The 20,330-nt window shown below is 41.7% G+C and carries 23 protein-coding genes; 16 read left to right on the forward strand and 7 right to left on the reverse strand.

What is annotated here, in order from left to right:
• Positions 1-840: 840 nt before the first annotated feature.
• Entirely contained in the window at positions 841-1,212 is a 372-nt protein-coding gene (locus VB740_RS10675) for a DUF2237 domain-containing protein (RefSeq protein ID WP_323199996.1), read from the forward strand.
• A gap of 122 nt (positions 1,213-1,334) precedes the next feature.
• Here VB740_RS10675 and VB740_RS10680 read toward each other — a convergent pair whose 3' ends face one another.
• Both VB740_RS10680 and VB740_RS10685 read right to left on the reverse strand, forming a co-directional pair.
• Positions 1,335-3,377: a response regulator gene (locus VB740_RS10680; protein ID WP_323199997.1), complete on the reverse strand. Its 2,043-nt coding sequence runs from the start codon at positions 3,375-3,377 to the stop codon at positions 1,335-1,337.
• Between the two features lie 4 nt (positions 3,378-3,381).
• Positions 3,382-3,954: a chemotaxis protein CheB gene (locus tag VB740_RS10685; protein ID WP_323199998.1), complete on the reverse strand. Its 573-nt coding sequence runs from the start codon at positions 3,952-3,954 to the stop codon at positions 3,382-3,384.
• A 752-nt stretch (positions 3,955-4,706) separates the two neighbouring features.
• Between VB740_RS10685 and VB740_RS10690 the strand changes: the two genes are divergently transcribed.
• From VB740_RS10690 to VB740_RS10710, 5 genes are all read left to right on the forward strand, one after another.
• Positions 4,707-5,207, forward strand: coding sequence for a DUF2231 domain-containing protein (locus VB740_RS10690; RefSeq protein WP_323199999.1), 501 nt, complete (start codon positions 4,707-4,709; stop codon positions 5,205-5,207).
• Positions 5,204-5,821 (forward strand): DUF2231 domain-containing protein, encoded by a 618-nt coding sequence (locus tag VB740_RS10695; protein ID WP_323200000.1) that lies wholly within the window; start codon positions 5,204-5,206, stop codon positions 5,819-5,821. Before VB740_RS10690 ends, VB740_RS10695 begins: the two co-directional genes overlap by 4 nt.
• Before the next feature lie 107 nt (positions 5,822-5,928).
• A complete protein-coding gene (locus VB740_RS10700) occupies positions 5,929-6,855 on the forward strand; it encodes a cytochrome c oxidase subunit II (RefSeq protein ID WP_323200014.1) in 927 nt (308 codons plus the stop codon).
• A gap of 13 nt (positions 6,856-6,868) precedes the next feature.
• Positions 6,869-8,530, forward strand: a complete 1,662-nt coding sequence (ctaD, locus tag VB740_RS10705; RefSeq protein ID WP_323200001.1) for a cytochrome c oxidase subunit I — start codon at positions 6,869-6,871, stop codon at positions 8,528-8,530.
• Positions 8,531-8,665: 135 nt separating this feature from the next.
• Positions 8,666-9,268 (forward strand): cytochrome c oxidase subunit 3, encoded by a 603-nt coding sequence (locus VB740_RS10710; protein WP_229474668.1) that lies wholly within the window; start codon positions 8,666-8,668, stop codon positions 9,266-9,268.
• 134 nt (positions 9,269-9,402) lie between these two features.
• Here the strand turns inward: VB740_RS10710 and VB740_RS10715 are convergent, their stop codons facing one another.
• The 4 genes from VB740_RS10715 to VB740_RS10730 all read right to left on the reverse strand — a co-directional run bounded on the left by VB740_RS10715 (position 9,403) and on the right by VB740_RS10730 (position 12,970).
• Positions 9,403-10,182, reverse strand: coding sequence for a hypothetical protein (locus tag VB740_RS10715; protein WP_323200002.1), 780 nt, complete (start codon positions 10,180-10,182; stop codon positions 9,403-9,405).
• A 376-nt stretch (positions 10,183-10,558) separates the two neighbouring features.
• Positions 10,559-11,395, reverse strand: a complete 837-nt coding sequence (locus tag VB740_RS10720) for a protein-glutamate O-methyltransferase CheR (protein WP_323200015.1) — start codon at positions 11,393-11,395, stop codon at positions 10,559-10,561.
• A 222-nt stretch (positions 11,396-11,617) separates the two neighbouring features.
• Positions 11,618-12,154 carry a hypothetical protein gene (locus VB740_RS10725; protein WP_323200003.1) on the reverse strand — a complete coding sequence of 179 codons (537 nt, stop codon included), beginning with the start codon at positions 12,152-12,154 and terminating at the stop codon, positions 11,618-11,620.
• Between the two features lie 249 nt (positions 12,155-12,403).
• Positions 12,404-12,970 carry an HD domain-containing protein gene (locus VB740_RS10730; RefSeq protein ID WP_323200004.1) on the reverse strand — a complete coding sequence of 189 codons (567 nt, stop codon included), beginning with the start codon at positions 12,968-12,970 and terminating at the stop codon, positions 12,404-12,406.
• 166 nt (positions 12,971-13,136) lie between these two features.
• Here VB740_RS10730 and VB740_RS10735 point away from each other — a divergent pair, with 166 nt between their 5' ends.
• From VB740_RS10735 to VB740_RS10755, 5 genes are all read left to right on the forward strand, one after another.
• A complete protein-coding gene (locus tag VB740_RS10735) occupies positions 13,137-13,712 on the forward strand; it encodes a Uma2 family endonuclease (protein WP_323200005.1) in 576 nt (191 codons plus the stop codon).
• Positions 13,713-14,076: 364 nt separating this feature from the next.
• Positions 14,077-14,817 carry a DUF2993 domain-containing protein gene (locus VB740_RS10740; protein ID WP_323200006.1) on the forward strand — a complete coding sequence of 247 codons (741 nt, stop codon included), beginning with the start codon at positions 14,077-14,079 and terminating at the stop codon, positions 14,815-14,817.
• Between the two features lie 37 nt (positions 14,818-14,854).
• Positions 14,855-15,406, forward strand: a complete 552-nt coding sequence (locus tag VB740_RS10745; RefSeq protein WP_323200007.1) for a DUF2231 domain-containing protein — start codon at positions 14,855-14,857, stop codon at positions 15,404-15,406.
• A gap of 114 nt (positions 15,407-15,520) precedes the next feature.
• Complete coding sequence (locus VB740_RS10750) at positions 15,521-15,937, forward strand: DUF2809 domain-containing protein (protein WP_323200008.1); 417 nt, start codon at positions 15,521-15,523, stop codon at positions 15,935-15,937.
• Entirely contained in the window at positions 15,915-16,142 is a 228-nt protein-coding gene (locus VB740_RS10755; RefSeq protein WP_323200009.1) for a DUF167 domain-containing protein, read from the forward strand. The genes VB740_RS10750 and VB740_RS10755 overlap by 23 nt, the downstream gene beginning before the upstream one ends.
• A gap of 118 nt (positions 16,143-16,260) precedes the next feature.
• On the opposite strand, the gene VB740_RS10760 is transcribed toward VB740_RS10755, so the two are convergent.
• A complete protein-coding gene (locus VB740_RS10760; RefSeq protein WP_323200010.1) occupies positions 16,261-16,872 on the reverse strand; it encodes a glutathione S-transferase family protein in 612 nt (203 codons plus the stop codon).
• A gap of 197 nt (positions 16,873-17,069) precedes the next feature.
• Between VB740_RS10760 and VB740_RS10765 the strand changes: the two genes are divergently transcribed.
• The 5 genes from VB740_RS10765 (at position 17,070) to VB740_RS10785 (ending at position 19,841) form a co-directional block, all read left to right on the forward strand.
• Positions 17,070-17,771: an SOS response-associated peptidase gene (locus tag VB740_RS10765; RefSeq protein ID WP_323200011.1), complete on the forward strand. Its 702-nt coding sequence runs from the start codon at positions 17,070-17,072 to the stop codon at positions 17,769-17,771.
• A 9-nt stretch (positions 17,772-17,780) separates the two neighbouring features.
• Positions 17,781-17,939: a histidine kinase gene (locus tag VB740_RS10770; protein WP_323200016.1), complete on the forward strand. Its 159-nt coding sequence runs from the start codon at positions 17,781-17,783 to the stop codon at positions 17,937-17,939.
• Entirely contained in the window at positions 17,914-18,435 is a 522-nt protein-coding gene (locus VB740_RS10775; RefSeq protein ID WP_100902961.1) for a photosystem I assembly protein Ycf3, read from the forward strand. Before VB740_RS10770 ends, VB740_RS10775 begins: the two co-directional genes overlap by 26 nt.
• An 83-nt stretch (positions 18,436-18,518) precedes the next feature.
• The gene (gene gatC, locus VB740_RS10780; protein WP_323200012.1) at positions 18,519-18,809 is read left to right on the forward strand and encodes an Asp-tRNA(Asn)/Glu-tRNA(Gln) amidotransferase subunit GatC; all 291 of its coding nucleotides are present in this window, start codon (positions 18,519-18,521) and stop codon (positions 18,807-18,809) included.
• Between the two features lie 63 nt (positions 18,810-18,872).
• Positions 18,873-19,841, forward strand: coding sequence for a glutathione S-transferase family protein (locus VB740_RS10785; protein WP_323200013.1), 969 nt, complete (start codon positions 18,873-18,875; stop codon positions 19,839-19,841).
• The last annotated feature ends 489 nt before the right edge of the window (positions 19,842-20,330 follow it).

The raw sequence follows: 20,330 nt of genomic DNA on the forward strand, positions 1-20,330 counted from the left end.
TAATCAACTTTTATTACTTCAGTAAAGCTGATGAGTTTTATCAGCTTTACTTATTCAAAGGTAAGCAACGAGGTCAGGATACACCGAAGTTCTCTTTACAATCCTATTTGACTGGTGAAATTAGTCGTGAAGGCAGGCAATAGGCAATAGATTAATCGTAGGTGCACAACATGTTCATAAGTGTCAAATTAACGTAAAAACCATGTCCCGCAAGGAACTGAAGTTCCTTGCTAATAGCGAAAGTCATCTGAAGATGACTAAATAATCCGAAAAATCCTCAGTCTATTTCAGTAGACTTTAGCTATTAGCCTAGAACTTTAGTTCTAGGCGGGTGAGTTACCTAACAGTTAAGCTACTTTTAGCTTAAGTTGACACCAATGAACATGTTGTGCCCCTACCCGTGTACTTCATTTACCCGCTGTAACTGTAGAAATTCTTATTCTATTTTGGTTCTATTTCCTAATGGACTAGGAATAATAGCTTTGTAGATTACCACTATTCCAAAAAATTAGCCCTCGGCTTACCACTGGGGGCTTTTTTTGTTTGGCAAAATGGCATATCTCTAAATTAGAGAGTTGTTATGGTATTTGAGTAGGATACATTCCATGCGAAAGTACTGACTTGCATTACCCCTGGCTAACTACTGGGGGTTTTTATTGGCACTTCTACTGAAATATTGCACTATTCTGAATAATCTTAAGGTTGTCAACTCGATATAAGTAATAATTCTAGAATTCACTGCTTTTCCGAATTAATAAAGGATAACGATTTTAATTCATGTGGGGAAGTGTCAAGATAAGTTTATATCAAAGTAAAAAAATCAAGTGCAACGAATTAACAATGACAGAAGCTAAAAACGTAATCGGTGGAAACCTAGAGGTCTGCTGCACTTCTCCGATGACTGGGTTTTACCGCGACGGTTTTTGTCGCACAGGTGGTCAGGATTTTGGATCGCATGTCGTATGCGCTCAAGTGACATCAGAATTTCTGGAGTACACCAAATCCCACGGGAATGACCTGAGCACACCTGTCCCTAATTCTAATTTTCCTGGACTGAAGCCTGGCGATCGCTGGTGTTTGTGTGCTTCTCGCTGGCAAGAAGCTCTCGATGCTGGTGTTGCTCCACCCGTCATCCTTTCTGCAACCCATGCTAGAGCTTTGGAAATGGTTTCCCTAGACGAATTGAAAAAACATGCCTTAACTTCTTCTTGATTGGGCATTGGGCATGGGGCATGGGGCATTGGTTATTATATTGTTCTCCCTTATCTCCCCCTGCCTCCTCTGCCCCCTCTGCCTCCCCTGCTCCCTCATCTTCCCCACTCCCTAGTTCCAAATCAACCCACCGAAACTTCCACAGGTAGTTTTAATATATTGGCAACCATAGCAATCAATTTAGTGGGGTCTATTGGCTTAGATAAATGTTGCTGAAACCCTGCTGAAAGTGCTTCTAAGCGGTCTTCCTCTCGCGTGTACGCTGTTAAAGCGATCGCTGGGATACATCCGCCTTTTTCTGGTTCTAAAGAGCGCAGTTTCCGAATCAGCGTATAACCATTTTTCTCAGACATACCGATGTCGCTAATCAGGATATCTGGTTTTGCTTGTTCAAGTACTGCCAACGCTTCATCAACTGATCCTACCGCAGTGGCAACTGCCCCATACTCTTCAAACATAAAACTGAGAAAGTTACGGGTATCTGCTTCATCATCGACAACTAAAACTCTTAATCCAGCAAGGGGGGTCGATGCTACAGGGGAAGACATTTCTCCTGTGGCTTCTCTACTCGCTCTAATACTCCTATTGTCTTGTAGCAGTGGTAATCTCACAGTAAAGGTTGCTCCTTCTCCTGTGCCTGGACTTTCGGCAAAGATTGTACCCTTGTGCAGTTCTACTAAGTGACGGACGATCGCTAGCCCTAATCCTAGTCCATTGTGCGATCGCGTTGTAGTACTATCTGCTTGCCGGAAACGCTCAAATACTTTGGGCAAAAACTCGGAACTGATGCCAACGCCGGTATCGATAACTTGAATTTGGGCGTATTTGTGGGTTGTTTGTTCTTCACCACAGACTACTGACAGACTCACATCTACCCTGCCACCCTTAGGGGTAAACTTAATGGCATTAGTTAGCAGATTCCAGACAATCTGTTGTAACCGGGCTGGATCGCCATAAACTGATCCTACCGAAGTATCCAGGACAGTATTTAACTTAATATCTTTTGGTTCTGCTAGGGGACGCACTGCCTCCAAGGCTGCCTCCGTTACCGTGAGCAGATTCACCGCAGACACATTTAAGCGCAACTGACCACGGATAATCCGGGATACATCTAAGATATCCTCAATTAGTTGCATTTGAGATATCGCGTTGCGTTCAATTGCCTCTAGGGCGCGGGAAGTGGCTTTTTCGTCAAGTTTCTTAGAGCGAAGGATTTTTGACCAGCCCAGCATTGAGGTTAGAGGCGTGCGGAGTTCGTGGGAGAGAACGGCGAGAAACTCATCTTTCATGCGATTTGCTGCTTCTGCTTCTTGTCTTGCCGTCTGTTCTCGAATCACTTGAGCGCGGACTTCTTCTGCTTGCTTGCGTTCAGTAATATCTTCGAGGGTACCTACATATCCCAGCAATTCCCCTTGACCGGAAAGCATCGGTGATGAGCGAACCTGAACCCAACGGACGATGCCGTGAGCAGTTTGAAAGCGAAACTCTTCAGAGTAGTCTCGACCTTCATGAATGTAAGCAGACCAACTGGCAACTGCTCGCTCTCTATCTTCTGGATGTACAGATTCTAGCCATCTCTTTTCTAGACTCTCTGCCGCTTTCAAGCCACAAATCATTTGATAGCGGGGATTAGTATACCTACAGCCGCCTTCAGTATCAATTTCAAAAATGCCAACAGGTGAACAGGTACTCAGCGATCGCAATCGTTCTTCACTTTGCCTGAGTTCTGCATTCACAGCTACCAGTTGCGCTGCTTGTTGCTTGACGGCTTCTGTTTTCTTAAATAGTTCTACGAATACGATGACTTTAGAAGTCAAAATATTCGGGTCTAATGGTTTGAGTAAATAATCAACTGCACCCAAAGCATAGCCTTTAAAAAGCATTTGGTCACTAGTGCTAAAGGCGGTAAGAAAGATAATTGGAGTGTGGCGCGATCGCCCTCGATTGCGAATTAAGGTAGCAGTTTCAAAGCCATCCATCCCTGGCATTTGCACATCTAGCAAAATCACTGCAAAGTCTTGATGTAACAGACACCTCAAAGCTTCTTCCCCAGAAGTAGCTCTCACCAAATTTTCTCCCAGTTTTTCCAGGATTGCTTCTAGTGCTAGCAAATTTTCTAGTTTATCATCCACTAGGAGGATGTTTACTTTGGGTTCCATCTGCATGGGTTTATTTCCGTGATGAGTGACAAAGCTTGACCATTTGGGAAGCAATGTTTGAGAGTGTCAAAATCCAGTCTACTGTAATAGCAGAAATTGCTGCTTCTGGCATAATATCGCTCTGGGCTGTTGCAGGTTCTTGTACGATAGTTAGTCCTCCCCGCGCTTTTATTTTCTTAAGACCTTGCATACCATCTTGGTTTGCTCCTGTCAATATTACACCAATAACTTGCTCGGTGTAGACATCGGCTGCTGACTCAAACAGGACATCAATAGATGGTCTGGCATAAGCAACTGGCTCATCAGTCGAAAGAGCAAAGTGACCTGGTTCAACCAATAAATGATAATCTGCTGGAGCTAGATAGATATGTCCTGGCAGTATTTCGTCTTTGTCTTCCACTTCTCGAATCGGCAACGAAGTAGATTCTTGCAATAACTGCTGAAGTGTGTTGTTAGATTCCTTGTGACGGTGTTGCACGATAGCGATCGGCACTATGAAGTCTGCTGGTAACTTCCCCAGGATAATTTTTAATGCTGATAATCCGCCTAAAGAAGTACCAATCACCACAATTTTAAACGACACTTAATTTAGTCCTCACAGTAAGCATCTCACCTTTGCAAATATATCTGGCGATTATAAATCACGGTTTATCTTGCACACAAACTCAAGGAATTTGAAACCTACAGAGGTGGTTAAAGTCTTGTATAGCCGCGATCGCGTTAGCGTGCCGGAGGCTCTATACCATTTGCCAAGACTTACTATCCAAAATTATATATTTTTGTAATAACCATTACAATTAAAAATTTTATCATTGTGAAATACTTGACAGAAAAATATTATATTTAGGCTTTTTAAAATCTTCATTAATGCCAGAATCGCTACATTATAGAAATACTTTTTTGCTAAACAACTAACTTTTAAAAATTTAATTATTATTGTTTTGACAATTCATAAAAATTTACTTAAGCTAAAGGATAGGTTAAGCAAATCAAAAAACAACAGCAATTTAGTTTAGCTCCATAAAGAGTTGCTGTTGCAGACTATTGGTATGAGGAAATTAATCGCAATCAAAATTATTCCTTGTAGGTAAGCTCACGATAAGCTGCAAAAAGCTAAGACATGATTAAGCGTATTGCACCGCGCACATATTGAACATATTCCGATCAATTATGGATGGATACTTGTGGTGGTATTAATCAGTATCCATCAATCATGGAAATTCAACTAGCGATTTTAGATTAGGTTTTTCTGGTTTATATCTCGTCAGGGGCGGAATAAATCTAAAATCCAAAATTGATTGACCAAAGTGCGGTAGATATGTCCAGGAGAAGACGATGCTTGAGTATTTTACATCTTTGAACGACCACAATTTACCCTATCCAGATACGATTCATCCCATCGTTGTCCACTTCGTAATTGCGATGGTATTGTTTTCCTTTTTCTGCGATGTAGTTGGTTATTTTACTGGTAAATCTAGTCTTTTCGAGGTGAGTTGGTGGAATATGTTAGTTGCCACCGTATCTATCTTCGTAGCGATTATTTTTGGTCAGTTTGAAGCGGGTTTAGCACAGCCTTACAGCCTCGCTAAATCGGTGCTAAATTTGCATACGTTGATTGGTTGGTCGCTTTCGGGAATTATCACGGCAATTACAGCTTGGCGCTATGTAATTCGTTCCCGCAATCCGCAAAAAGTACCGATTTATTATTTGGGAGCCGGACTAGTTTTAACTTTGATAGTTGGGTTGCAAGTATATCTCGGAGATGAACTTGTTTGGGTGTATGGATTGCATACAGTGCCAGTTGTGGAAGCAGTAAAGGATGGTCTGTTGCGATGAACTCAGAATTAATTGATCAATTAAGCGGCTCTTTAGGCGCAAACGGATTACCTTACACAATTCCCATTCATCCTAACTTAGTCCATTTGACAATAGGTTTGTTCATCATTGGGATGACCTTTGATATTGTCGGTGTTCTGTTCCCCTTTGAAAAATGGGTCTTCAAATATTTAGCAATTACTGTGGAACGTCAGAACTTATTTGATGTTGGCTGGTACAACATGCTAGCTGCCAGCATCATCACATTTTTCACAGTGGCAGCAGGCTTTTATGAAATGCTGTTGGCAACACCACCAGCTGATATGAAAAGTGCCTGGGGATTGCAGGCAATGGAAACTATGCTTTGGCATGGTGTGGGTGGTGTGTTCTTATTAGCGCTGATTATTGTCCTGACCATCTGGAGAGGATGGCAGCGCTTCGTTTGGGCCAAACAAGAATATAAACAGACAGATAGAGAAGTGCAATGGATCTATCTGTTGGCAGGCATAGCAATCATGTTCATTCTGTACGTCCACGGGACACTAGGGGCGCAAATGGCTGCCGAGTTTGGCGTACACAATACAGCAGATAATTTGCTGCGATCGCACCAAGACCTCAACACAATACTCAAATAGTCATTTGTCAATTGTCCTTTGTCATTTGTTTAAAGTTACTAACCAATGACCAATGACCAATGACTAATGACTAATGACCAATGACCAATGACTAATGACCAATGACCATGAAAATCCAGAAGATTTTAAATATTTTGACGCTGCTTACAGGCGCGATCGCAGTGACTATTACCAGTCTCTGGATCGGGAAGCAGGCTTACTCCTGGCTTCCCCCCCAAGCAGCAGCCGAATCCCTACTAATTGATGATTTGATTAGCTTCTTAGTAACCCTCGGTTCCTTCATCTTCTTGGGAGTCACAAGTACTTTAATGTATTCTGTGATCTTCCATCGGGCAGTCAAAGATGACTTCACCGACGGCCCTCCAATTGAAGGTAATATCACCTTAGAAGTTGTCTGGACAGCAATTCCAATTCTGTTAGTGTTGTGGATTGCGGGCTACAGCTACCAAGTTTACGAACAAATGGGGATTCAAGGCCCATCGGAAATAGTTCACCTGCATAATCCATTGGGAATGGAATCGGCTTATGCAGAACCAAAAGATGCACCAGCTAACGCTTTAGCGGAACCTGTAGAAAAAATCGACGTACTAGCTAAACAGTGGGCGTGGGTTTTTCATTATCCCGAAAGAGATATTACCAGTACCGAATTGCATTTACCCAGCGATCGCAGAATACGTTTAGCGCTGAAATCACAAGACGTTCTCCACGGCTTCTATATACCTGCATTTCGCCTCAAGCAGGATATTATTCCCAACCATGCGATCGACTTTGAATTTACTCCCATCCGTCCCGGACAATACCGATTAACCGATTCTCAATATAGCGGCACATACTTTGCGACGATGCAAGCGAATGTGGTTGTCGAATCTCCTGAAGATTATCAGCAATGGCTAGCACAAGCTGCAACCCAAAAGCCATCCGTAGCAAAAAATCAGGCAGCTTCTGAGTATGCCCAAACATCCCATCAATCAGTCCAAACTGGTTGGGTTACAGTTCCACCTGCTGCACCTCCTCTAGTCAATTCACCTGGTTGAAAGGAAAGTAACCATGACTAATGTTCCTATTGAAGGTATCCTTCTCCCTGATGAGAAGCCTAACCACGAATCTCCAAGTAATTGGAAAGAATACTTTAGCTTTAGTACTGACCACAAGGTAATTGGTATCCAGTATCTTGTTACCTCATTTTTCTTCTTTCTCGTCGGCGGTATCTTTGCGATGGTGATGCGCGGAGAACTGATGACACCCGAATCAGATTTAGTAGATCGCACCATCTACAACGGTATGTTCACCATGCACGGCACTGTAATGCTGTTTTTGTGGACATTTCCCTCACTCGTTGGTTTTGCCAATTATTTAGTGCCCCTGATGATTGGGGCGCGAGATATGGCATTTCCCCGCCTCAACGCCGTCGCCTTTTGGATGGTGCCAGTAGTCGGAATTTTGATGATGGGTAGCTTCTTTGTCCCTGGAGGCCCTGCCCAAGCCGGCTGGTGGTCTTACCCGCCAGTCAGTCTCCAGAATCCCACAGGTAACTTAATTAATGGTCAAGTTATCTGGCTCTTAGCGGTGGCAATATCCGGCGTATCTTCAATTATGGGGGCAGTGAACTTTGTCACCACAATCGTCAAGATGCGGGCCCCAGGTATGGGTTTCTTCAAAATGCCCTTGTTTGTCTGGGCAGTATTTAGCGCCCAGATTATCCAACTATTCGGATTACCTGCATTGACAGCAGGTGCGGTAATGCTGCTACTCGACCTCACAGCAGGCACTGCCTTTTTCGACCCTAGCAAGGGTGGAAATCCAGTGATGTTCCAGCATTACTTCTGGTTCTACTCCCACCCCGCCGTTTACGTGATTATTTTGCCCATCTTCGGCATTTTCTCAGAAATTTTCCCAGTTTATTCACGTAAACCCCTATTTGGTTACAAAGTAGTTGCTGTTTCATCAATGTTGATTGCAGTAGTCAGCGGTATCGTTTGGGTACACCACATGTATGTCAGTGGTACACCTGGCTGGATGCGGTTGATTTTCATGATGACAACGATGTTTGTATCTGTCCCCACAGGAATTAAAGTATTTGCTTGGGTAGCAACTATTTGGGGCGGTAAAATGCGGCTAAATACCGCCATGCTGTTTGCCTTGGGTGCATTAGTCATGTTTGTCTTCGCCGGCATCACAGGCATCATGCTTTCCTCTGTGCCCGTTGATGTCCACGTTAACAATACTTACTTTGTGGTGGGACATTTCCACTACGTCCTCTACGGCACCGTGACAATGGGCTTATATGCAGCCATCTATCACTGGTTCCCCAAAATGACCGGGCGGATGTACTCAGAAAGCTGGGGTAAAATCCACTTCTGGTTAGCCTTCATCGGCACCAACCTCAACTTTTTGCCCATGCACCCATTAGGATTGCAAGGCATGTTACGCCGAGTTGCTTCCTACGCCCCAGAGTATCAATTCTGGAATATCATCGCTAGTTTGGGCGGATTTCTCTTAGGAATGTCCACCTTGCCCTTCATATTCAACATGGTGATTTCTTGGATGCAAGGCGAGAAAGCACCCGCTAACCCTTGGAGAGCAATCGGACTAGAGTGGTTAGTTTCTTCACCCCCCCCAGTAGAAAACTTTGAAGAAATCCCCATCATCATCTCCGAACCCTACGGCTACGGCAAATCAGAACCCTTAACATCCAACCTCCCAGAATAAACACAAACTATCGGGAAGACGCAAAAACCCTCCGCGTCCCTCTGCGCTTCCCTCCGCGACGGCAGTCGCTCATGGGGGAGACCCCCAAGACCGCGCTGCCTCTCCTTTGCGTTTCAATTCCCCTCAAAAAACAAAATGGACACCTATATCAATCCCCACGAATTGCACCACACAGCCGCAGAACATACCCACGACGAAGAAGGCAACAAGATGTTTGGCTTCATTGTCTTCCTCCTCTCAGAAAGCGTCATTTTCTTGAGTTTCTTCGCTGGATATGCCATCTACAAAACAACAACCCCTAACTGGCTACCAGCTGGTGTTTCCGGGCTAGAAGTAAAAGAACCGACAATCAACACAATAATTCTTGTCGCCAGTAGCTTTGTAATTTACTTAGCAGAACGCGCCCTTCAACGCCATGACTTAGTAAAATTTCGCCTGTTTCTCTTGACAACAATGGCGATGGGTACTTACTTTTTGGTTGGGCAAGCGATTGAATGGAACGGCCTCGATTTTGGCTTCACCACAGGGGTATTTGGTGGGACGTTTTACCTGCTAACAGGTTTCCACGGTTTGCACGTTTTCACCGGCATTCTGTTGCAGTCAATAATTTTGGTACGTTCTTTCATCCCTGGCAACTACGACACAGGGCACTTCGGCGTGAACGCGACTTCGTTGTTTTGGCACTTCGTCGATGTTATCTGGATTATTTTGTTTATCCTCATCTACGTTTGGCAGTAAATGAGAATGAGGGAGAAATTACTCCCTCTGCTCATTCAATTCAATTAATGATTGCAACACATCCTTGGGTAAAGACGCGATGAATCGCGTCTCTACAAATGGTCTATTTGTCGCATTCTTTTTTCAAATTGGTATTAAACTAAATAACTCGTATTTGGCACGATCGCAAATAAGGCATACTCATACCAAGCAGTCCAAATGAAACTGCGAATCCATCGCTGGCGTTTTTCGGAACTCAATTCATATTCAAACGTGCCACTAGATACATCAATGGAAGATAGGTGAGAGTTACAACCACAGCCGTGTTGATAAGTAAAACCGTATTTAGAAGCAATACTTTGCACCTTCATTTGAATCGCAAACACCTTACCAGCATGGAGTATGGCATCCCAAGCCCGTTTGTGTTCGATATCGCGCTGATCAAATCTTAAGGCGCGTTCTTCAAAAACATGATCGCGGTAAATTGGTGCTAGATGCACATGATAGAAGCTGGCAGGTAGTTCATAACCAAACTCGTTGAATAAATCTATGCCAATGCGAGCGACTTTTACTTCATCAGCATACTCTGTCCCCTTTGATTCCACATCGCGGAGAATTTCTGCAAAGTTTGGATAGCTGTCTTTGAGAAAGTCTTGCCCAAAAAACTCTAGGGTTTCCCACGCCAGTTGCCCAAATAGCTGGGAGAATGATGGTATCAAGTGAGCTAGTTGGGGGCGATCGCTAAATAAGTCAACGTCACCATGCTGTAATTTGTATAGGAACAACTGTGCCATCTCAACATAGCTTTGGGGATGAGAAAGTCCGACACTCGTGCTTCCTCTAGCAATCTCTTGCCATGTAGAAGGTAGTTGAGAAACGTGAACCGCATTTTCTCCGGCAATGACTGCAACAGGAGGACATTCGAGAAGTTGCATCGACAATCTCCTTTAAGAGTTTAATGTGTAATTTACCTTAAGCGATCGCTAAGTCTATCTTCTGAACACAATTAAAAATGTTTGACAGACTGTCTTTTGACAGCGACCGTAGCTTTGTTTATAATATTTTTTCTGGGAAATACTTAGTGCTAATTAGAATACACTTTTAGTTATATTCTCTCTACGTTTACGGTTAAATTCACCTAAATCAACGTGAGTTCGACTGGTCACAAACACCTCTCCCTGCTTTTACTGTGCAAAACTTGTCCCTCTCCGAGTCGGAGAGGGACAGACTTGAACTTTAGTTTAAGTCAGGGAGAGGTTTGTCGAACTCACGTTAAATCACGTTCATCTAGTGGTTCAAACGGTCTAGATTTTAAGCACCAGCTATTTTCTTGTATAGTTTTTCACCTCTGACTATCTCTTCATAGTAATGTTCATAAGGGGTAAACCTGATGGATTCTTGCCTTCCTAAACCCAAAATACCAAAGGTGCAAAGGCTATTATAAAACAGTTCGTGTACCCGCTTTTGAAGTACCTGATTGAAATATATCAGGACATTACGACAAAGGATGACATTAAACTCATTAAAAGAGCTATCAATTGCTAGATTATGTTGGGCAAAAACAATGTTTTCTCTTAAAGATGCTCGAAAAATAGCATTATCATAAGCTGCTGTATAATATTCTGAGAAAGACTTTTTGCCGCCTGCTTTCAGATACAGTTGAGTATATTCCTGCATCAGTTTTAGAGAGAAAATCCCACTTTTGGCATTTTGTAATACCTTCTCGTTAGTATCGGTGGCATATATACGGCAACGGTGGTAAAGCCCTTCTTCTTGTAGTAAAATTGCCATTGAGTAGACTTCTTCACCAGTCGAGCATCCAGCGTGCCAGATGCGAATAAATGGATAGGTTTGTAAGAAGGGGATAACTTGGTTTCTGAAGGTTTGATAAAAGCTGGGATCACGAAACATTGATGTTACATTCACCGTCAGAGCAAGCAAAAATCGTTCCAAATAGGCCCGGTTGTGGAGTAACTGTTCTTGTAATGCAGAAACATTTGCTAACCCCTCTAATTGCATGAAACTCTGAATGCGGCGCTTGAGTGAGGAAAGAGCATAATTGCGAAAGTCATAACCATAGTATTGATAGACACCTTCCAATAGCAGATGTATTTCTATATCCTCCAAGGTAGGCTTGGGCAAAGTCATAGTAGGAATTAGCATATATGTTGAGCCAGTTATTTAAATGTGCTGGCAATACAACGAGGTAAGCTGTTTGAAGTTATCCAAATAAATATTCTCCAAAACACCTAATGGAGGAAAATTTATTTAAATTTTGAATTAGTAGGTTTTTTATAGCCCAAGTGAATCTTACGCCGAAAATAGCTTGCTGGCTCGATTAAATTTGATAACTGTGCTACATATTGAGTTTCAATTTAACCTAGTAGCTGTTATTCCTAAAATAGCGATCGCTATTATTGAAATACCAGCTAGCAATCTGACTTGGGAGCGTAGATTTTTAACCTCTTGGCTCAAATTTTCTCTCTGAGGGATGGGATATGGTTGAAGTTCTGCAACTTCAACAGCTACTTCTTGGCGTTTATTTTGGATACTTTCAAAAGTCACCTGCGTGTGTAGCCAATTAGTAATGAGTTGAGGACAGTTTTTCTTAAACCAATTTAAAGCCAAGGCTCTAAAAACAGGTTTGGACATTCGCGCAATTAACTTCATCACCCTGTTTACGGGTTTCAGGCGAAGCTTTTGGTTGATTAGATTGACTGAGCCAACATCATAGAGACAATCCAGAATTAGTTTCACAGTGGCTTCTTCACTGTTAATCAAGTTTTGCAGTAAAAGCAGAACATCGTGCATACGCTCTGCTTCAATAACTTTTTCGGTCAAGGTTTCTGGAGGATTTACTGAAGAACTTACGGTTGTATTTAGGGCGTTTTGTCTTACTATCGTCATATTAGTAACATAGCAGCCATACTAATGTAAGTATACCTGTCTATCGGGAGAAAGATTTTTTATCTAGAGAAATAATCTAAAAGCCAAAATTTTTTCGTGAGATACATGATTAGATCGTATCTGTAGAAAAAAGCCATTTCTAGTTTCCATGAAGCTTTTATCTACTTTTGAGTAATTGAACTAAAGCTGCAAAGTAGAACCTGCTAGATTCAATCGAAGTATCCGTTTTAGAAAATATATCTTCATTTTTTATTTAGATGCTAATAGCTCAATTTGTGCAACGACCCGTTCTAGGTCGTCAATAATTATAATAGTTCCAGTCTTTCTGAAGGCATCCACAAGCGCTCGATAATACCAAAGAGTTCCTTCTTTACCTCCCTGAAAACGTTCCCAAAGTGAGTCCCCCAAAACGCGATAATCTTTAAGAATAGATTGGGCGTTGTAAAGTTTATCTGCTAATGACACGAGTAACACTGATGGGGAAGCGGTAGGAATATGAGCAATGTAAGCCTCCTTGCGCTGTCGCCAAGGCGGTTTTGGAGTTGTATCAGCGTCAGTACAACCATCTACAATTGCTGTTACATTGTCACCAAAGCGGCGGCGAATTTCTTTCCGTGTTGCAGCACCACCTTGATCTTCGATCGCATCGTGTAAGAGGGCTGCGATCGCTTCATCTTCATTTGCGCCGTATTCTAAGGCAATACTAGCGACACCTAATAAATGGGCCACGTAGGGAACACCCGAACCTTTACGAACTTGGTTGGCGTGCAGTTGGGTGGCGTAGCTAAGAGCTGCGGTAAAGCGTTCTGAGAGCATTGTTTTGTAAGAATAAAACAGCTTGTAATCAGATATTGCCCTGCTGTCGTCAATTTTATAACAAACTGCTCCAGACACAGAGAACGTAAAGCGGGAAAGGGATGCAGAAATAATTGAATCTCAGCCTAAAATTGAGATATCTATCAAGCTTGCGATGGGGATCGTCATGACCAGCGAAAAAATAACGGTGCAGTCTTTGTATACTGTCACTGATGAAGAATTAATGCTGATGAGTTCGCAAAACCCAGAACTGCGGTTTGAACGCAATGCTAATGGAACGTTAGAAACTATGCCTCCAACTGGTGGAATTTCTGGTAATCGAGAAATCAAAGCAGGAGCCTATTTGTTGAATTGGGTAGAAAGTCAGGATTTAGGTGAAGTTTTTAGTTCAAGTACAGGTTTTAGATTAACAAATACTGCGGTCAGATCACCTGATGCTGCTTTTGTGGCTAAAGGACGTTTACCAGAAGGTTGGGATAAAGAAGAAGACAAATTTATTAATTTAGCACCCGACTTTGTAATTGAAATTCGTTCTAAAAATGATAGCTTGGCAAAACTCAAAGCCAAGATGGAAGAATACATTAGTAATGGTGTTCAATTAGGATGGTTAATTGATAGTAAAAATCAGCAAGCTTTAGTTTATCGCCGGGATGGTTCAATTACTCAATATCCATCTACGGCAGTATTAAGCGGTGAAGATGTTGTGCCCGGCTTTACCTTACTTTTAAAAAAATTATTATAAAACTTAGTATATTTTATACCATTTTGATACAAGGATGCGCCAAGCCAAAAATCTGTTTAAGACTACGCTATAAGCTTTATCTTTAAACAGATTTTAGTGCAACATTAATTATAAAAAGTAGCATAGCGACTAAATTATCAAGATACCATCTTTCTTTTGAGCGATATTTGATGACAAGTCGCTCCACGTCTGCGCCTGAAAATTTCTGAATAGAAAAGCAAAAGTTTTTATCGGATATAATATATGGTTATACTTTTAGGCAGACAATATTTAAATCTATATTCCATCGTCAGATAGATAAGTTTCTGATGATAGTTTATTAAATTAACTCAAGGATATGCTATTTATAGGAGTTAATTTAATAATGCCAGACAGTCCTGGATTAGGAGAGCAGGCGCTTAATAAAGCGGCAGAAATAGGATTATCTAGCCAATTAGATGAAGTAGAAAATTTAGATGTAGACATCAAAACTGACCCTCTGAAACTAGTTCAGGGTGAGGTAGATGAAGTCAAGATTGAAGGCGAAGGTTTGGTTATGCAGAAAGACCTCCGCATGGAGGAATTGGAAATGCAAATGAATAGTGTTGCCATCAATCCTCTGAGTGTGGCTTTTGGCAAAATTGAGCTTACTAAACCTACTGAAGCTAACGCACAGGTTGTGTTAACCGAAGCTGATATTAATCGCGCTTTCAACTCAGAATATGTGCGATCGCAACTGCAAAGTCAAAAAATCCACGTTAACGGGCAACCGAGGACTATTGAACCTCAAAATGTAGACTTTCGACTACCTGGCGATGGTAAAGTAGCGATAAACGCCAGCATGAAGTTAGTAGAAACTGGTGAAAATCAGCAAGTTGCTTTTTCGGCAGTACCCAGAATTAGCGGTAATGGAAAAACTGTTGCTCTAGAAAATGTCGAGTATGGCGAAAGTGAGGAAATATCGCCAGAGTTGACAAAAGCTTTGATAGATCAAACTAGCGAAATTCTGAATTTGAGTAACTTCGATTTAGATGGAATGAGTCTGCAAGTTAACCAACTAAAAGTAGAAGTAGGCAAACTAACCCTACAAGCTGAAGCTTATGTTGAAAAAATCCCTTCAGCTTAAAAATAAATAAAACGTTAATAAATTCAGGATACTAATAATGGAAACTACAGACACAACACAAACAGGTTCAACACCTTTTCCAAATATTCCACCAGTTATTGAAAGCAACGACAGTGAGTATGTTGATAGCGGCGTACCTAGCACAGTTGCGATCGCAGGACATCCCCTACATCCCCTGAGTGTGATCTTTCCCATCGCCTTTTTAGCCGCCGCTTTAGGAAGTGACATCGGCTACTGGTTAACTCGTGATTTCTTTTGGGCTAGGGCTTCGCTATGGTTAATCGGACTTGGATTAGCTGGAGGCTTACTCGCTGCTGCGATCGGTTTGAGCGACTTTTTGAAAATTGAACGAGTTCGCAAGCGCACCGCCGGTTGGGTACATTTGATACTTAACGTTTCTATCCTGGTTTTATCACTCGTCAACTTTCTACTGCGTTGGGGCGATGCTGAATCCCGGATAGTACCTTGGGGACTTTTAATCTCGCTGGTTGTTGGTACGCTGACTAGCGCTTCGGGCTGGTTCGGAGCCGAACTCTCCTATCGCCACAAAATCGGTGTAGTGGGCGCTGGTAGCAGAAGATATCCATAAGCAAATAATTCGTAATTCGTAATTCGTAATTCGTAATTAAGATTTAATATTACGAATTATTAACAAACGAATATGGAGAGGCTAAAATTTTCGTTAGTCTTTAGCCTTGAGAAAATGATCCAACATCGTAACCAAACAATATTTATTATTCTTTCTCTGCTCATCGTTGTACCGATGGGCTTTTTGTTTAAGTACTACACTGGTCCTGTCCATCAGTGGTTTAATGACTACGGAGCAGCTATATTTTACGAAATATTTTGGTGTCTGTTTGCATTTTTGTTTTTCAGAAGTCGGGCGGCGATAATCCAAATTCCTATATGGGTTTTTGTCATCACCTGTATACTAGAATTCTTGCAACTTTGGCATCCGCCACTATTAGAGGAGATTCGCGCCACCTTGATAGGTAAATTATTACTTGGTACTACCTTTGTTTGGTGGGATTTTCCTCATTATGTATTGGGTTGTGTTTTAGGTTGGTTGTGGCTGCGACAATTACAAAAAATAGGTTATGCAAAAAAAAGTCAAGGTTAAACCTAATTCAAAACAGCAAAAAATTGAAGAACAACCTGATGGCAGTTTAACTGTATATTTAAAATCGCCCCCAGTTGATGGTAAGGCTAATGAAGAATTAATTAAACTACTAGCAAAGAAATTTGATGTAGCCAAATCTGATGTCAGAATTAAATCAGGTTTGTCCTCTCGGCAAAAGCTTATAGAAATTGATACAGATATCTAGTTACTTCTTAGTAATATCTTTTAGGAAGACTCCCTAATTAATATGAAATAATGTCCTACCCAATATATCCTCTACCAGAGCCAAGAAACGAGAGACACAAACTCGCAGAATCGAATTTTTATGCTTGTGTAATACTGATATACCTTGGTTGAGCTTTGACTCTTTCTATCCAAGCTTGGATAGCAGGAAATTCTGTTAAATTGAACCCACCTTCATTAGCTACATGAGTGTAAGCGAACAAGGAAATATCAGCAATCGTGTAACGCTCTCCTACAAAAAAGGTGTGAGAAGTTAAGTGTTTTTCCATGAGGCTAAGTGCTGCATAGCCTGGTTCATGTTTTTGCTTTATAGCTTCACTATATTCTTCAATTTTACCTAAAATAGAAATCCAAAATCTTGATGTAGCGATAAAAGGTTCGTGGCTATATTGTTCAAAACATAACCATTGCAACACTTGCGCTCGTAAAAAGCGATCATAGGGCAAAAATTCTGTACCTTCACTCAGATATACCAATATGGCATTTGATTCTGCCAAGTATTTCCCCGGCTCGATTTCCAGAAGAGGTATCTTTCCGTTGGGATTTTTACTTAAAAATTCTGGTGTTCGAGTCTCGCCTTTCAAAATGTTAAGCTCTACCCTCTCAAAAGGCATACCTATTTGTGTCAATAAAAGACGTATCTTATAACCATTGCCGGAAGGTAAAAAATCGTACAGACGCAGTATTTCCATGTTAAAATGCAGTTAAGAATATGTTGATAAGTACAGGTTCAAAATACAATATCTTACCAAAAAATTCTTCCAAACCCGGATGGTTTTTTTGAAGATTTAGCTTTTAAGTACTATATAAAATTATCTGAAAAAATAAAAAAGCATTATTCATTTATAGATTGAGATGTTTAATTCAGCCAGTAGCCGAGAATAAAAGTATGTGTGGAAGATTTACTCTAAATCAGTCAACAGCAACTTTAGCTGAAATTTTTCATGTCGAGCCAGTTCTGGATTTAGCAACCGGATATAACATCGCACCTACCCAAATGGTGACAACTGTGTTAGAAAACCCCGAAAGCGAAAAGCGTGAATTTAAGCAGTTGCATTGGGGATTAATTCCGTCATGGGCGAAAGATGCAGGTATGGGGGCAAAGCTGATTAACGCAAGAGCTGAAACTGTTGCCGAAAAACCCGCTTTTCGTTCGGCTTTTAAGCATCGGCGCTGTTTAGTACTAGCTGATGGCTTTTATGAGTGGCAACGCCAACAAGGCAAAAAGCAGCCATTTTATTTTCGCCTTCAAGATGGGCAACCCTTCGCCTTTGCAGGTTTGTGGGAGAAATGGCGATCGCCTGCTAACGAAGAAATAATCTCTTGTACAATTTTGACAACGGCAGCTAACGAATTACTCCAACCTATCCACGAGCGGATGCCAGTGATTCTAAAGCCAGAAGATTACGATTTATGGCTAGATTCCCAAGTGCAAACGCCCCAAACCCTACAACAGCTATTACGTCCCTATCCAGCGCCAGCAATGACTGCGTATCCAGTTAGCACCTTGGTAAACAACTCTCGGCATAATAGTCCAGAGTGCATCATCCCACTCAGTCAGAAGAATGCCCCCACAAATCAGTTAAATTAGCTATTGAGCGTGCTAGAGGATCGGGGAAATGAAGGAGCAGGGGAAGCAGGGGAAGAAAAAATATTGATTAATGCCCCATGCCCCATGCCCCATGCCCAATGCCCCATGCCCAATGCCCCATGCCCCATACCCAGAGACTACTATGCCAAGAACACAAAAGAACGATAATTTTGTTGACAAGTCCTTTACAGTGATGGCGGATATCATCCTGAAGATCCTGCCAACCAACAAAAAAGCTAAAGAAGCGTTTGTTTATTATCGAGATGGCATGTCAGCCCAAGCAGAAGGGGAATATGCTGAAGCATTGGAATACTATGAAGAAGCTTTAACGCTAGAGGAAGATACCAACGATCGCGGCTATATTCTCTACAATATGGGGCTAATCTATGCCAGCAACGGTGACCACAACAAAGCTTTAGAACTGTATCACCAGGCAGTTGAGTTAAACCCACGTATGCCCCAAGCCTTGAACAACATCGCCGTGATTTATCACTACCAAGGCGAAAAGGAGAAAGAAGCTGGAGATAACGAGGCTGGTGAAGCACTCTTTGACCAAGCAGCAGACTATTGGATTCGAGCTATTCGCATGGCTCCCAATAACTACATTGAAGCTCAAAACTGGTTGAAAACCACCGGGCGATCGCAAATTGACGTATTCTTTTAGTCATTAGTCATTAGTTCTTAGTCATTTGCTAAGGACTAATGACCTATGACAAATGGCAAATGATCAATAACAAATGACAATTTATGATTGACCAAGAACAAGTTCATAAAGTAGCAAATCTTGCTCGTTTAGAATTGACTCCAGAAGAAGAGGAACAATTCACTACCCAGTTAGGAAGTATTCTGGATTATATTCAACAGTTGGATGAACTTGATGTTAGTAATGTGCCTCCAACAACGCGGGCAATTGATGTCAGTAACATCACACGAGAGGATAAGTTGCAACCCTATCCTGACCGGGAAAGCATCCTCAACGGTGCGCCTGAACAGGAAGGTGAATTTTTTAAAGTTCCAAAAATCCTCAACGCTGAATAGTCAAAAGTCAATAGTCCAGAGTTTTAAATTCTTGACTGTTTACTAATAACTAAGGAGATAATTATGGGTTTGGGAATTCTTCAGGATGGGAAATGGATATCTCGAAGGGATCAAGAAGATTCAGAAGGTAAATTTATCCGTCCATCAACAACTTTCCGCAACCACATTACAGCTAATGGTTCTAGTGGGTTGAAAGCTGAAGCGGGGCGCTATCATTTGTATATTTCTTGGGCTTGCCCTTGGGCGTGTCGCACTGCCATTCTCCGCCAATTGAAAGGACTCCAAGATGTCATCGGATTATCCGTCGTTGCAGCAGAAATTGACCAAAATAGCTGGGAATTTAGTGATGAACCGGGGTGTATTCCCGATACAGTTAACGGTACTCAGTATCTTTGGCAACTTTATCTGAAGGCTGACCCTAACTATAGCGGCCGGGTGACAGTTCCAGTTTTATGGGATATCCAAAATGGGACAATTGTCAATAATGAATCCCGTGAAATCATTCGGATGTTTGATACAGAATTCAATGCTTTCGCTAAACAAAATATCAACTTTTATCCAGAACATTTACAAAAAGTAATTGACGAGACGATTGATACAATTTATCAACCAATAAATAACGGAGTTTACCGTGCGGGATTTGCTACCACACAGTCAGCTTATGATGAAGCGGTAACGGAACTATTCACGGCTCTCGACTACTGGGAAAAAGTATTGGGAAATCAACGCTATCTTTGCGGAAATCAAATTACTGAGGCGGACTGGTGTATGTTCACTACTCTGTTCCGTTTCGATGTAGTTTATTATGTACATTTCAAATGCAACTTACGCAGAATTGTAGATTATCCAAATCTGTGGAATTATCTCAAAGAACTTTACCAACAGCCGGGAGTCAAAGAGACTTGCAATCTTGACCATATCAAACGACATTATTACAGAAGCCATCCCCAAGTTAACCCAACTCGTATCGTCCCAAAAGGCCCGCTAATTGATTTTGATGCAGCCCATAACCGAGATAAAATGTTTGCTTGATTAACACTGTGTTCTTTCACAGCTATGTTAAGATTTGATGCCTGATACTGGCTCTGAGATTAGTGACGAAGAAGCGATCGCCTGCACGGATGGTAGAGCAACTGCCACAATGGCAGATTATAGTAGGCGGTCAAAGATAGTAACTCAAGCATAAGGAAGATGAGAAGGATGTTACTGTTCCTCCTTTATCTTGCTAATTAATTTCCTTCCAAAACGCTATAGCTGAATGTTCGTTTAGCCCCAAAGTTCCAAAATTTGGCATCTGTAGCTTGAAAACAACTAGCAATCCTACGGGGTTCTTCTTTTAAGAGAAATTACAAAATTTCGGTTTCACCTGCTGCTAGAGCGCCCAACATTAGAGTATGGTGAAGATCCCCAGACACCCGGATGCGATCCCGTAAAGATAGCCCAAAAAATGGCTACAGAGTAATTAACTTGTGAGCGGTTGAGGAGGGACTTCGTTTCCCCTCCACAAATATAAAAGAAACT

This window comes from Nostoc sp. UHCC 0251, assembly GCF_034932245.1.
In the GTDB taxonomy this organism is placed as follows: Bacteria; Cyanobacteriota; Cyanobacteriia; order Cyanobacteriales; family Nostocaceae; genus Nostoc.